The sequence below is a fragment of the Polynucleobacter aenigmaticus genome (assembly GCF_002206635.1).
GTDB classification, from domain to species: Bacteria; Pseudomonadota; Gammaproteobacteria; order Burkholderiales; family Burkholderiaceae; genus Polynucleobacter; species Polynucleobacter aenigmaticus.
Genome location: NZ_NGUO01000017.1, coordinates 1 through 14000 on the forward strand (window position 1 = coordinate 1; position 14000 = coordinate 14000).

15 protein-coding genes are annotated in these 14000 nt (G+C 46.2%); 4 read left to right on the plus strand and 11 right to left on the minus strand.

The annotated features are described in order from the left end of the window. Together CBI30_RS09630 and CBI30_RS11235 are read left to right on the plus strand one after the other, a co-directional pair. Positions 1 to 484, plus strand: a 484-nt coding sequence (locus tag CBI30_RS09630) for an O-linked N-acetylglucosamine transferase family protein (protein WP_476704256.1), incomplete at its 5' end; no start/stop codon positions are given. A gap of 59 nt (positions 485 to 543) precedes the next feature. After that, the gene (locus CBI30_RS11235; protein WP_206075625.1) at positions 544 to 858 is read left to right on the plus strand and encodes a class I SAM-dependent methyltransferase; all 315 of its coding nucleotides are present in this window, start codon (positions 544 to 546) and stop codon (positions 856 to 858) included. 330 nt (positions 859 to 1188) lie between these two features. Here the strand turns inward: CBI30_RS11235 and CBI30_RS09640 are convergent, their stop codons facing one another. From CBI30_RS09640 to hemA, 6 genes are all read right to left on the minus strand, one after another. Continuing rightward, a complete protein-coding gene (locus CBI30_RS09640) occupies positions 1189 to 2532 on the minus strand; it encodes an MFS transporter (protein WP_088528089.1) in 1344 nt (447 codons plus the stop codon). A gap of 3 nt (positions 2533 to 2535) precedes the next feature. After that, a complete protein-coding gene (locus CBI30_RS09645; RefSeq protein ID WP_088528090.1) occupies positions 2536 to 3810 on the minus strand; it encodes a DNA recombination protein RmuC in 1275 nt (424 codons plus the stop codon). 28 nt (positions 3811 to 3838) lie between these two features. Continuing rightward, the gene (grxD, locus tag CBI30_RS09650; RefSeq protein WP_088528091.1) at positions 3839 to 4147 is read right to left on the minus strand and encodes a Grx4 family monothiol glutaredoxin; all 309 of its coding nucleotides are present in this window, start codon (positions 4145 to 4147) and stop codon (positions 3839 to 3841) included. A gap of 103 nt (positions 4148 to 4250) precedes the next feature. Continuing rightward, a complete protein-coding gene (gene prmC / locus CBI30_RS09655; RefSeq protein ID WP_240553563.1) occupies positions 4251 to 5120 on the minus strand; it encodes a peptide chain release factor N(5)-glutamine methyltransferase in 870 nt (289 codons plus the stop codon). Next, positions 5110 to 6189: a peptide chain release factor 1 gene (gene prfA / locus CBI30_RS09660; protein WP_088528092.1), complete on the minus strand. Its 1080-nt coding sequence runs from the start codon at positions 6187 to 6189 to the stop codon at positions 5110 to 5112. The genes prmC and prfA overlap by 11 nt, the downstream gene beginning before the upstream one ends. Continuing rightward, a complete protein-coding gene (hemA, locus tag CBI30_RS09665) occupies positions 6190 to 7506 on the minus strand; it encodes a glutamyl-tRNA reductase (RefSeq protein WP_088528093.1) in 1317 nt (438 codons plus the stop codon). A gap of 19 nt (positions 7507 to 7525) precedes the next feature. Here hemA and CBI30_RS09670 point away from each other — a divergent pair, with 19 nt between their 5' ends. Further along, positions 7526 to 7807: a hypothetical protein gene (locus CBI30_RS09670; protein WP_088528100.1), complete on the plus strand. Its 282-nt coding sequence runs from the start codon at positions 7526 to 7528 to the stop codon at positions 7805 to 7807. Here the strand turns inward: CBI30_RS09670 and CBI30_RS09675 are convergent, their stop codons facing one another. The 4 genes from CBI30_RS09675 to CBI30_RS09690 are packed head-to-tail and all read right to left on the minus strand — an operon-like array spanning position 7808 to position 12361. Then, positions 7808 to 8584, minus strand: a complete 777-nt coding sequence (locus CBI30_RS09675; RefSeq protein WP_088528094.1) for a uracil-DNA glycosylase — start codon at positions 8582 to 8584, stop codon at positions 7808 to 7810. It lies immediately after the preceding gene. Further along, complete coding sequence (locus CBI30_RS09680) at positions 8584 to 10365, minus strand: M61 family metallopeptidase (protein WP_088528095.1); 1782 nt, start codon at positions 10363 to 10365, stop codon at positions 8584 to 8586. The genes CBI30_RS09675 and CBI30_RS09680 overlap by 1 nt, the downstream gene beginning before the upstream one ends. A gap of 12 nt (positions 10366 to 10377) precedes the next feature. Beyond that, entirely contained in the window at positions 10378 to 11094 is a 717-nt protein-coding gene (locus CBI30_RS09685; protein WP_240553564.1) for a DsbC family protein, read from the minus strand. After that, positions 11087 to 12361 (minus strand): FAD-dependent monooxygenase, encoded by a 1275-nt coding sequence (locus tag CBI30_RS09690; protein ID WP_088528096.1) that lies wholly within the window; start codon positions 12359 to 12361, stop codon positions 11087 to 11089. The genes CBI30_RS09685 and CBI30_RS09690 overlap by 8 nt, the downstream gene beginning before the upstream one ends. Positions 12362 to 12401: 40 nt before the next feature. Here CBI30_RS09690 and ychF point away from each other — a divergent pair, with 40 nt between their 5' ends. Beyond that, complete coding sequence (gene ychF / locus CBI30_RS09695) at positions 12402 to 13496, plus strand: redox-regulated ATPase YchF (RefSeq protein WP_088528097.1); 1095 nt, start codon at positions 12402 to 12404, stop codon at positions 13494 to 13496. Between the two features lie 64 nt (positions 13497 to 13560). Here ychF and CBI30_RS09700 read toward each other — a convergent pair. Further along, the coding region (locus CBI30_RS09700; RefSeq protein ID WP_143744385.1) for an IS3 family transposase at positions 13561 to 14000 on the minus strand (440 nt) is incomplete at its 5' end.

Sequence of the window (14000 nt, forward strand, 5' to 3'; positions counted from 1 at the left end):
TGACAATGAGGAAGTTAAAATAAATTTATCTCGAGAGATTGAGGTGCGGGGAGTTAGTGGTGACCGTCTAATTTTTGCAGGACGTTTATCTAGAGAGGAATATCTTGCCCGCTATCGGGCAGCTAACTTATTCCTTGATACGTCGCCTTACAATTCCGGCACAACTGCAAGTGATGCGTTATGGGCTGGCTTACCAGTGCTAACGTTCACTGGGAAATCTTTTTCTTCTCGGATGGGTGCCAGTATTCTACATGCCATTGGGATGCCTGAGTTAGTTGCAGATTCACAAAAAGCCTATGAATTACTTGCTATTGATTTGGGAAATAACCCAAAGAAGTTTGAGATAATTAAGGCTAAGTTGATTAAGAATCGTCTTGCAACGCCCTTATTTGATACTCAACTCTTTACCCGAAATTTAGAGTTAGCCTATGAAAAAGTGCATCAAAGATGCGTCAATGGGCTACCTCCCGAGCACATAAACTAACCCCTCAAAAAGATGGGGTATGCATTTAACCTGATGTCAATTGAATATAAAGCTAAATAATGAAAAAATTTCTTCATGTGGGTTGTGGACCTCAGTATAAAACCCAATTAAAAGGTTTTAATTCTGATGATTGGCAGGAAATTCGTTTTGATATAGACCCTAAAGTCAGCCCTGATATAGAAGGTACTTTAACTGATATGGTGTTGGTGCCTTCGGAAAGTGTAGATGCAATTTTTTCATCACATAATATCGAACACATCTTTCCACATGAGGTCCCAGTAGCATTGTCTGAGTTTTATAGAGTTTTAAAGCCGGATGGCATTGTTGTACTAACTTGCCCAGACTTGCAGTCGGTATGTGAAGCTGTTGCCTAAAATAAATTACTTGAACCTCTTTACGAGTCTCCCGCGGGACCAATTGCCCCAATAGATATTTTGTATGGTCATCGAGGGTTTATAGGGCAGGGAAACCACTTTATGGCGCATAAATGTGGATTCACATATTCAGTTCTGGCTGAAGTATTTTTAGAGGCAGGCTTTAAGCAAATTTTTGGGGGCAGAAGGCCTGGTAATTTTGACCTATGGATCATAGCCTTTAAGATGGATATCGGTTCCGAGCAAGCGCAGATAACCGGAAAAAATTTCTTACCTTAGCCCCTCATTTTGTGTGGATCAATTAAAGGTGGGTCACCCTTAAGCTGTGCATTAATTGCGAAGATCGATTTTTCTTGTTTCAGGCAGATAAAATAGTGCTACAACCGCACCACTGGCCAAGAAAATAGTTGGGTACCAAAGCCCGGCAATATTGTTTCCCCATTCTTGATTTAGCCAAGTCACAATAAGCGGAAGAAGGCCGCCAATCCATCCGGCTGCTAAGTTGTGTGGAAGCATTGCCGCACTGTTTCTGGTTTTAGCTGGGAAGAGCTCTGCAAGTAGTGCAGTTTGTGGGCCCACTACTAGTGCCAGAATTGCTGATAATCCAATCAATATGAGGATGATTATTATCCTTGAAGTTGCGCTATCTTCAATTACTTCCCGCCCAATGTTTTGTAATAAGTGAAACGCTGGCAAGATAAGTGCTGCCCCCAAAATAAGACCACTAACAACCACTGGTTTTCTGCCAATCTTGTCTGAGAGCCATCCCGCAAAGATGGTCAGTGGGAGCAATGCAATCGTGGCATAAACACTCAATTGATCTACAAGTTGGGGTGCAAGCTTTACGGAAGTTTTCAGAAAGATCGAGGTGTAAACCTGCACACAGAAAAATAGCACTGCACCGCCAGCAGAGATACAGAAAAAAAGAAGAAACATTCTCTTCCTAGTTTCTGGATCCTTGAAGTTATCTCGCAGCGGGCTCTTGGATTGAGTATCTGATTTACTCAATTGCAAATAGATTGGCGTTTCCTCTAAAGCCATCCTGGCTTTGAACGCTAGTAATAGCAGAATGAGCGAAACCCAAAACGGCACTCGCCAGCCCCAGGATAGAAATTCATCAGGGGTTAGGTAGCTTTGTAATAAAGCAATCTGCAGTGTTGAAACCAAGATACCAAGCGGTCCCATGAGTTGCAAGAAGCTGGTCTTAAAGCCGCGGTTGATATCTCCAGCATGCTCTGTAAGGTAGACAGCACTACCGCCGATTTCTCCACCTGCAGAGATGCCCTGAAGCAGTCTTAGGGCAACTAGCAAAATAGGTGCCCAGATCCCGACTTGACTATAGGTTGGCAAGAATCCTACGCAGACGGTTGCAATACCCATCAGAGTGATCGTAATCATAAAGACGGGGCGACGACCAATGCGATCTCCAATACTCCCAAAAATTGCTGCTCCTACAGGCCTCACCACCATGCCCACCCCAAAGGTCGCAAGACTAGCTAATAAGCCTGTGCTGGGATCGCTAGAGGGAAAGAAGAGGGGCCCAAAGACTACCGCCAGAGTAGCGAAGGTCAGAAAGTCATACCACTCTAAAAAAGTTCCAAAGCAGGCTGCAATAGCAACTTTTCTGTACGAATGCGATGAGGCTTGTGTTGCTGATGTGCTGGTATCAGTCAATTTTTATTCTGAATCTGTGGACGATTCAACCAAGGGTATGGGTAAATTTTTGCTCGGTTTAACGCCAAGCTCACGAACCTTCTCCGCAGTGCGAATGAGATTGCCTTTACCAGACTTCAGTTTGTTGAAAGCATCGTGATAACTGGTTTGCGCTTGATCTAGACGTTGACCTAGTTTTTCAAGATCATCAACAAAGCCAACAAACTTGTCATAGAGCGTGCCACATTGCTTGGCAATCTCTAGCGCGTTACGATTCTGATGGTCTTGCCGCCATAGATGCGCGACAGTCCGAAGAGTGGCCATCAAAGTACTTGGGCAGACCAGCACAATATTTTTAGCCAAGGCTTCTTGATAAAGATTGGGAGCAGTTTTAAGTGCTAATAAAAAAGCTGGTTCAATTGGGACAAACATCAGCACGAAGTCTACAGAGCCAACGCCATATAGTGAGCTGTAGTTCTTGCTGGATAGCCCTTGAATATGCTGGCGCAGTGACTGAATATGGGCAGTCAACTCTAGCTCAGCGACAGCTGGGTCTGAGGCCTCAGCATGACGTGAGTAAGCCGTGATAGAAACCTTGCTATCGACTACCAGGCTCCTGCCTTCTGGTAGTTTGACCACAACGTCTGGCTGCAGGCGTGAGCCGTCGGTTTGAGTATGGCTATCTTGCACAAGATATTCTTCACCCTTGCGAAGTCCAGAAGACTCAAGGATCGATTCGAGAACCAATTCACCCCAATTACCCTGGACCTTGGAGTCACCCTTGAGTGCTTTGGTAAGGGAGCGGGTTTCATCTGACATGCGCAAGTTGAGATTGGCGAGTCGCTCAATTTCACTCTTGAGTGCAAAACGTTCACGCGCTTCATTGCCGTAGGAGGTGTTGACCTGTTCCTTAAATTCAGTCAGCTTAGTTTGAAGCGGTTTAAGCAGTGCGTCTAAGTTCGCTACATTCTGCTCAGTAAAGCGCTTTGATTTATCTTCCAGAATTTCATTGGCAAGATTTTTAAACTGACTGGTAAGGGCTTCTTTGGCTTCGTTAAGAGACTCAATTCTGCCAAGACCTTGTTTTCGCTCGGAGTCTAATGCCGCCTCAAGGCGAATTGCATTTTGTAGCGCTTGATCACGCTCTGCTCGTAGACCGATGGTTAAAGCGGCTTCTGTTAAGTTTTGTTGCTCTACGCTATGCAGGGTAGAGCGTAAGTTCAGTGCATAAACAAAAAGGCCTGCACATAAACCCAATGGCAGGCCAAAAAGAAGCAGAGAGCTTAAGTCAAAAGTCACAAATATGATCTATGCAGATTTTGTGTAATTAGGCTTGTACAAGCTTTTTCAACTCACCACTTTGGAACATTTCCGTCATGATGTCTGAGCCACCAATGAACTCACCATTGATGTAGAGCTGAGGAATAGTTGGCCAGTTAGCGAATTGCTTGATGCCTTGACGAATTTCTTCATCCTCTAGAACGTTCACGGTATGAAGATTCTCGACACCGCTTGAGCGCAAAATATTGATCGCATTGCCTGAGAAGCCACATTGTGGAAACTGGGCATTGCCCTTCATAAACAATACAACGGAATGGCTAGAAATGATTTCTTGAATTTTTGCTTGGGCATCCATAATTTTTTCCTGAAGGTGTTCTGTAAGTCGATGTTGATGTGTTTCTGAGATAAGGGTAATTTTAAAGCTATCTGGAGAAAAAGGTTAATCCCCTTTATGGCTTTTAGAGCCTTTTTCGTCCAGAGACAACGCGGCAGTGACCTGCCAAATCTAGGTACACCTGAATATCGGTTAAATGGGCAACTTGCATGAGTTGAACAACGGCCTCAGATTGATCAAAGCCATGCTCTACAGCGATTAAACCGCCAGACTTTAAGTATTGATCTACCCCGGCAATAATCACCTCTAGGCAACTTAGGCCGCTAGCGTAATCAGTAAGGGCAGATGAGGGTTCAAATCTGAGGTCCCCTTGGGTGAGATGGGGATCCCGATCAGCTATGTAGGGTGGATTACTCACAATGATGTCAAACAGACTGTTGCGATCTAAAGCTTCATACCAGCTACCTTGCGCAAACTCGACTTGATTAGTGAGGCGGAGCAATTGAGCATTTTGTTTTGCAATGGCCAAAGCCTCGGCTGATTGATCCGTTGCAATCACGGAAGTTATCGGGGCTGCACTCGCAATTGCAAGCGCAATGGCTCCGGAGCCCGTTCCTAGATCCAGAACCTGGGCAGGCTGGTTGAGTTTGGTGATCTCACTAAGAGCAATGTCTACTAATAGTTCAGTTTCAGGGCGTGGAATGAGTACGCCCGGCGCAACGAATAATTCAATATTGTGAAATCCCTTCTTGCCCAGAATGTAGGCAATGGGCTCGCCATTTATCCTTCTGGATGCCAGGGCTTCCCACTCGGCACCTGCTGCTTCATTAAGCACCATGTCATCGCGTGACAGCAAGGCTGAGCGAGGTAGTTGGTAGTGCTTTTTTAGAACATGTGCCAGTAGGATACGGGCTTCATTGGCTGGCAACGAACAATTGCTTAATAACAAACGTAAAGACTGGCTCTCACTCATCCCAGTTGTATTAGCTGTCACCAAGTGCTGCAAGGAGTTCTGCTTGGTGTTCAGAAGCAAGAGCATTGCAAAGGTCGTCGAGATCGCCATCCATCATGGCATCGATCTTGTAAAGCGTCAGGTTGATGCGATGATCGGTAATACGTCCCTGCGGAAAGTTGTACGTACGAATGCGATCACTACGATCCCCAGTGCCAACTAAAGACTTTCTGGTCTGGGCTTCTAACTGATGCTTCTCGCGTTCACGTGCATCCATGATGCGGGATACCAACACCTTCATCGCCTGGTCTCGGTTGCGATGTTGGCTACGGTCATCCTGGCACTCAACGACTGTACCCGTAGGTAAGTGGGTGATACGTACTGCAGAATCCGTTTTATTAATATGCTGACCACCGGCACCTGAAGCTCTAAAGGTATCAATACGTAATTCAGCGGAATTAATTTTCACAGCTTCAAGCTCATCAGCCTCTGGCATTACCGCTACTGTGCAGGCCGAAGTATGAATACGTCCCTGAGTTTCTGTTTGGGGTACGCGTTGAACACGGTGACCACCAGATTCAAACTTGAGTCGTGAATAAACGGATTGACCCACTAAACGTAAGACAACCTCTTTATAGCCACCAAGATCAGACTCGGCAGCATTAACCACTTCAACCTTCCACCCTTGGCGCTCAGCAAAGCGGGTATACATTCTGAGAAGGTCGCTAGCAAAGAGGGCGCTTTCATCACCGCCAGTGCCCGCACGAATTTCCAAAAACACATTGCGTTCGTCGTTGACATCTTTTGGTAGTAAAAGCTTTTGCAGAACAGCTTCAAGATCTTCCATGGTGGCTTGAGCTTGTTTTTGCTCTTCATCAGCAAAGTCCTTCATCTCAGGATCTTTGCGCATCTCTTCTGCAGCTTGCGCATCTGCCTCAGCTTGCTTGTATAAGCCAAATTGCTCCACTACCGTTGCAATATCAGAATGCTCACGTGTGAGTTTCCGATAGTTGTCCATATCTTTCGTGGACTCTTCGGTAGTTAATAGGGAATTGAGTTCGGCTAAGCGTGTGTCTAGGTGGTCTAGCTTAGCCCGCATGCTGGGCTTCATCTAATGGTCTTCTGGCTTGGAGTGCGAGGCGAATAATTTAGGAAGCAACTTAATCAGGGCGTCACGCTCAGCGCCATTGGAATGTTGTAAAGCATGTAGTGAGCCATGTAAGAACTTATTAGTTAAGCCTTGCGCCATTGCATTAAGAACTTCTTGGGGATCATCGCCACGCATCAGTCGTTTCATAGCGCGATCAAGTTCGAGCTGTCTCAGATGCTCACCTTGTTGCTGGATATCCTGAATCAGCGGTACAGTCTTTCGACCTTGCATCCAGTGCATGAAATTACCAACACGATCTTCAATAATGGCCTCAGCCTGACTTACTGCGGCTTGACGTAATGAAGCGCCAGTCTGAATCATCACACCTAAATCATCCACTGTGTAGAGATACACATCATCTAGTCGGGAGATTTCTGGTTCAAAGTCACGAGGGACTGCTAAGTCAATCATGACCATGGGTTTATGGCGACGTTGCTTCAATGCGCTCTCCACCATGCCTAGGCCAATGATAGGAAGCGAAGAGGCGGTGCTGGAAACGATGATGTCAAACTCGTGTAGTCGTGATGGAAGTTCGGAAAGCTTAAATGACTCTGCCTCAACATCCTGAATCGAAATTGAGTCCGCCAATTCTTGACCGCGCTCAATCGTGCGGTTGGCGATGGCAACACCTTTTGGCTTGCGCGCTACAAAATGCGTTGCGCACAAAGTGATCATTTCACCCGCGCCAATAAACAATACGCGTTGATCAGAAATGGTTTCAAAGATCCGCTCACTTAGGCGAACCGAGGCAGCCGCCATCGAGATTGAGTGCGCACCAATTTCTGTGGAGCCGCGTACTTCTTTGGCAACAGCAAAAGTTTTTTGAAAGAGTTGATTGAGATAAGTGCCTAAGACGCCTGCATCATTGGCAGTACGAACAGCATCTTTCATCTGACCCAAGATTTGGGTTTCACCAATCACCATGGAATCTAATCCGCAAGCCACTCTAAAAGCATGGCGTACTGCATCCGATTGTGGAAGTGAGTAAATGTGGGGCTCTAAGCTACTAGGTGCGAGTTTTTGGGTTTTGGCTAGCCAATCAAAGGTTGCTTCATGCAGCAGGCTCGCGGCATCAGCATCATTAGCGGCACAATACAGCTCGGTACGATTGCAGGTCGACAGAATGGTGGCCTCGGGCAGCCCAGCCTGATTCGCGCCAACGAGATGTTGGCGAAGATCGTGCAACGCTTCTTGAAGAAATTCAGGGTCAAAGGCGACCTTTTCCCGAATGGCGACCGGCGCTGTGTGATGATTGATGCCGAGTGTCAACAACTTCATAATGGTGATTATAGATTTGATGGCCGCAACAATGGGGGTAGCAATGGGGTTTTTGGCTTTTCTGGTGATCGGCGGCTTATCTGGTGTGTTTGCCTGGGTTTTTTATCCAGGACAGCGCAAATCCAAGCCTAGCTTCCAAAAGCTTCTATTAGCCATTCTTATCGGCTTTATGGCCTCCCTAGCCAGCTCCTATTTAGGGCAATTTGCTGGATTTTTTCAATCAGGTCAGATGCTGGAGTGGCTGAGCGCAATTGTCGCGTCTTGTCTGGCTGGCGGCCTTTATGCAGCAACGGTAAGGTAATTAATCAAATAAGGTAGCTTGAGGAGTGGCATCGGGGTTTTGCTCCTTTGGGATAACCCAAATAATAGAAGTTTCTCGGTGCCTCACTAGCCAATCATTAGCCTTCTTGAAGTGCCCGCAACTCGCTTTTCCACTGGGCTGCAGAAAGGGTCGATCCGTTTTATAGACCCCTAGCCCTGATGGATGTGAAGACTGCAAAATCAATTGATTAGCTCCAACCTCAATGAGCGGTAGCTTGGACTGAGCATGGCCACCCCAAAGCATCCACACCAGATCGGGCTTTTGCTGCGCTAAGGCGCCAATCATTCGATCAATCAAGGATTTCCACCCAAGCTTGGCATGACTACCTGCAAAACCTAATTTGACGCTGAGAGCCGTATTCAGGAGTAATACACCTTGTTCAGCCCAGCTATGAAGATCACCATTGGGAAGGGTGCCAAATCCCTCTAAAGAGAGTGCCTTGCTGATATTACGCAGTGAACTCGGAAATGCACGCGAGTTGGTTGGAATGTTGCTGGGGATAGAAAAAGCCAGCCCCTGAGCGAGCCCTGGGGAGTGATATGGATCTTGCCCCAAAATCACCACCTTGACTTTGGCTAGTGGTGTGAGGGTTAGCGCTTTGAAGAAATTGTGTGGCTCAGGGCGGACTTGGTCTGCACCTTGATTCAATTCAGCTCTCAGCTTGGTCTGTAGCTCTTGCCATTCTTTAGATTCAAAATAGTCACCGAGTAGAGCACGCCAATCCTCGGGAATATCCGCAGCAGAAAACGAATGCATTACTCGGCTGAAGTGAGTGTGTACTGGGTTGGAATTTGTTTATCCTCCAACACGGTCATGCACTCATGCTCTAAATCATCTCTATAAAAACAAATCTGAATTACTTGTTCGGAAATAAGGCTAGATAAAACCTTATCCCAACGAGCATGGGTAATACGCTCACCATTGATGCTGGCCAGAAGATCTCCGGCAGCTAGGCCTGCCAATTGAGTAGCTCCACCATCAAGAACATGCGTTACTTTTAACCAGCCATTGATATCGCTATGGCGTAATCCCAATTGCAATTTGATTTTCTCAAGCTTGGTTTGGGATTTTGGTTTGACGGTAATAGAGTCCGGTAACCATTTCTGAATTGGAATATCTTCCACACCAAAAATGTAACGGGACTTGAATTCGTTCCAAGTTTTTGCAAATCCACCACCAAGTATCTCGAGAATGATCCCATCTAAGCCATCCTCAGCAATACCCTCAAGCGTGATGCCATGCCTTTGCCAGATTGCCCGCATCACATCATCGAGTGATTGGTGATTTTGGGTAAATGCACGAATTTTGAGATCTAAGCCCAAGGCGAGCAATGCGCCTTTGCCGTAATAACTTACTACCGCATTCGGCGTGTTCTCATCGGCTTGGTAGTACTTGGTCCAAGCGTCAAAGGAGCTATCCGCTAAGCTTTGCTTGAGCCTTCCTGGTCCTCTCAGAATGCCATTCCAATTATTTGCAACTAGCTTGAGGTAGGTTTTGAGATCGATCCGCTTGCTGCGCAAGAGTTGCAGATCATCGTAGTAACTCGTAAGGCCCTCAAACAACCAAAGTAATTGCGTATGGCTTCTGCGATCGAGTCGATACGGTTGAAAGGCTTTGGGTTGAATCCGTTTGACTAACCAAGCATGAAAGTATTCATGGCTACAAAGACCTAAAAACTCACGATAAGCCGTTTCATCTAACGGGGTATTGATTTGGGGAATCTGATCGCGTCGGCAAAGCAGTGCTGTGCTATTACGATGCTCAAGTCCGCCATACCCGGCAAGAACCGCATTGACCAAAAATAAATAATTCTGGAAGGGGGCTGCCTTAGTCTTAGGTTCAAATAAATTAATCGTGCAAGTGCAAATTGCTTGGAGATCTATCGCTAAACGCTCGAGATCAACTTCATGAATGCAACCTTGAATGGCCATACTATGTGATACGCCATTAGATTTCCAATGCGCCATCTGAAACTCACCCATCGCGATCGGATGATCCAGTAAATCATCATAGTTTTTGGCTAGATAAAATCCGTAACCTTGACTATCCACTTTCGCTGGACGCAGTCCAGTCTGAACAGTCCAATGACTGGCAGAAGCCTCTTTTGAGGGAATCAAAATCAGCGCACACGGAAAAGATTCTTGGTCTTTAACTGCTAAACATAAGCTGCTTGGGTTAATGAACGCACGTTCAGTATCGAGATAAGCGGCACGTACAGAAGAATCAAATGCATAGACCGTAGTCAGAATTTCCACAGGGCCGGCTACTTTGGGTAGGCGCCATTGGTCGTTGTCGATGCGCTCTAGGCTCAGAGCTTCATTAGGATTCTCAAGCGCAAAGGCTTCAATGGTTTCAATTTGCTTGCTGAAATCCCGAATCAGATAGCTGCCGGGAATCCATGCGGGCATTTGTAGAATCTGTCCGCCGGGTAATGGATTCTCGATTCGCAACTTCACATGAAAGCGGTGGCCATGCAGATCTGCAGACCAGATGGTGTATTGGATTGCAGGCAGATCAGAAGTGTTCAAATTATTCATCAGTATTGCCTATTACTTCAGGCTACCAAATTTCTTTTCAATATCGGTGATTTGTACGGCACCTGGAAAGCGACTGCCATCCGTAAAGAAGATGGTGGGTGTGCCTGTAATGCCATAGGTTTTAGCAAAGGCCATATTTTTATCTAGCGGAGTAGTGCAGTCACTTTTACCGCTCGGTGTAATGCTATTAATCATCCAGTCAATATATGTTTTTTGCGGATCAGTGGAGCACCAAATTTGTTTAGACTTCTGCGCAGAGTCTGGCGAGAGAATGGGAATGAGGTAGGTGTAGATTGTGACGTTATCTAATTGCTGTAGAGATTTTTCCAAACGCTTACAGTAACCACAATTGGGATCAGAAAAAATCGCTAACTGTCGACTGCCATTACCGCGCACCGCTTTTAAAGCATTGGATGGGTTGAGTTCAGACCATTTGATGCGATTGAGATCTGCCTGCTTTTGCTCGGTAATGTTTTTCCCTGTAGCAATCTCAATAATTTCCCCTTGAATTAAATATTTGCTATTGGCATCGGTATAAAAAACTTCATTACCAACCAGCACTTCATATACGCCAGAAATAGGTGAGGGAGAAACACTTTTGATTTTGGTGTTTGAGCCAAGCTTCTTTTGCAGATCGGATCTGATTTGCTGTTCTGATTGCGCGTTAACGGCTCCTATGGAATGGGCAAGGAAGCTCATTAGCGCGATAGTGTAAAAGAGTTTATTCAAAATCAATATCTCCGAGAGCGCGTTCAATTAGGCGCCGTTTAATAAAGTGGCTACGATTGACTATACCTAAGCCCCAATTACGCAATTGCTTTTCAGTGCCGCTACTTGCTGAAAATAGTTTCTTGAGCTTATCTGTTACCCAGAGCAGGGCGCTAGTGTCGCCTTGGCGTTGACGTTCATATCGACGCAACAAGACTTTATCGTTTGGCAATCTAAAGGATTCTCGCTTACTCAGAATATTGAGTAGTGTTGCAACATCCCTTAAGCCTAAGTTTAAGCCTTGTCCTGCTAGGGGATGCATGACATGGGCGGCATCCCCAATGAGGGCTACCTTAGGATTTTCTTCTGGACCAATAAAGCGACTTGCACGAATTCTTCTGAGTGGAAATGCGGCAGGTGTGGAGTTGAGAGTAAGCACTCCAAGCTGCTTGGCTATTGCGCCATTAGCAATCAAAGAAAATTTTTCAGACCAGACCGCTTGATCTAGTTTTAAAAGTTCTGCAGCATTTTCTGGTGAGGTTGACCAGACCATAGAGACTTGTTTATTTGGCAATGGCAACATCGCCACAATATCGCCACCTGGTAAGAACCATTGGTAGGCAGTGTCTAAATGTGCATTAGTGCAAATCCAATTGGCAACCACAGCACTTTGTGAGTAGCTTTCTTCTTTTGCTGAAATCCCCAATTTAGTGCGAATAGGGGAGTTAGCGCCATCAGCAGCAATCACCAGCTGCGCCTGTAAGGCAGACCCATTATTGAGGCGCAAGATTGCTCCGGCGGAATCCACTTCAATGCTTTCCACTACATCGGTGATTCGCTCTAATTTGCTTTGAAAGCGCGAGGCTTGATCAAGGGTGTGCTCAATGACATTCGATTCGCCAATCCACGCTAGCTGGGGTGTCCCTGCTTCAAAGGCAGAGAGATGGAGTTGATCGTGCTTTTCTCCGCGATCGCCAAAAATTCTCATGTCTCTTACTGCCTGCATGCGACTGTGATCAATGGCATCCCACACCTGCAAATGGGCCAGCAATTTCTGGGTACCAGGAGAAAAGGCGTAAATACGCTGGCCCCATTCACTCCCCTGCGGAGCGGGAACGGCTTGATCTAAGTCAGGCGCAATTTGGATTGTTTGAAGTCCAAGTTGAGCTAGACCTAAGGCGCAAGCCTTACCTGCTATGCCTCCGCCTACCACTACGACATCGACTATTCGTATTTGGGAGGTATTTTTAGGCAATTTGGCGGTAGTATTTTGGCGAACTTCTGACATATCTCGATGATATCGAAACAAGCGCCTTTACAATACGGCTATGTCTTTGAAATGTGGCATCGTCGGCCTGCCTAACGTCGGCAAATCTACCCTCTTTAACGCGCTTACTAAGGCCGGAATCGCGGCGGAAAACTATCCTTTCTGCACGATCGAGCCAAATGTGGGTGTGGTTGAGGTTCCTGACCCCCGTCTTGCCGCTTTGGCTGAGATCGTGAAGCCTGAGCGCATCCTGCCTGCAACTGTCGAATTTGTCGATATTGCTGGTTTGGTGGCCGGAGCCTCCAAAGGTGAGGGCTTGGGAAATCAATTTTTAGCGAATATTCGGGAAACTGATGCTATTACCCATGTGGTGCGTTGTTTCGAGGATGCCAATGTCATTCACGTAGCCGGGAAAATTGATCCGATCTCTGATATTGAGGTGATTGATACCGAGCTGGCCTTATCTGACTTAACGACTGTTGAAAAAACACTGCATCGCTCGGGTAAGGCTGCAAGGTCGGGCAATGACAAAGAAGCAGCAGCTTTAGTGGAGGTGCTCACTAAGGTGCAGGCGCACCTAGACCAAGCGCAACCAGTACGCAGCATGAAGCTCACTGAAGATGAACATCTTCTGTTAAAGCCGCTTTGCTTAATTACAGCAAAACCAGCGATGTATATCGCCAATGTAAAAGAAGATGGCTTTACAAATAACCCCCATTTAGATGCTGTTATCCAGCATGCAGCTAAAGAAGGCGCCCCAGTAGTAGCAGTCTGTGCTGCGATCGAGGCAGAAATCGCTGATTTGGATGATGCTGACAAAGTTGAGTTTTTGGCTGACTTGGGCATGGAAGAGTCTGGCTTGGATCGCGTGATTCGTGCAGGCTATAAATTATTAGGCTTACAAACCTACTTTACTGCGGGCGTTAAAGAAGTTCGCGCCTGGACAATTCACAAAGGTGACACCGCTCCCCAAGCTGCTGGGGTGATTCATACTGATTTTGAGCGTGGCTTTATTCGTGCGCAAACCATTGCTTTTGAAGACTTTGTGCAATTTAAGGGTGAGGCTGGTGCAAAAGAAGCTGGCAAGATGCGCGCCGAAGGCAAAGAGTACGTTGTTAAGGATGGCGACGTACTGAACTTCTTGTTCAACGTCTAAATTAGACGCTATCAATAAAAAAGCCCTTAGTTATGAACTGACCCACAAAAGTTGGACAGTTTAATCAGGTTAGCACGAGGGATTGAGTTCGGTATTGAACCGGGCTCAATCCCTTTAGTTTTTCCTTGATTCGATCATGGTTGTAGTAGTGGATGTAGTCCTTAAGCTCCGTTTTAAATGATTGAACATCTGAGAACTTCTTTTGGTAGAAGAACTCGGTTTTCATAATCCCAAACCAGTTTTCCATGACTGCGTTATCCAGACAGTTGCCTTTTCTAGACATGCTTTGGCTAAGACCTTGTACCTTCAAAGCCTGTTGATAAATCCCCATTTGGTATTGCCAGCCTTGGTCTGAGTGCAGCATAGGTTGCTCACTATTACCCAGTCTTTTAAAAGCACTTTTGAGCATCTCCATCACCGAGCGGATCTGAGGTCTATCAGCGATCTCATAAGAGACGATCTCTTGGTTATACAGATCCAATATTGGCGAGAGGTAAACCTTCT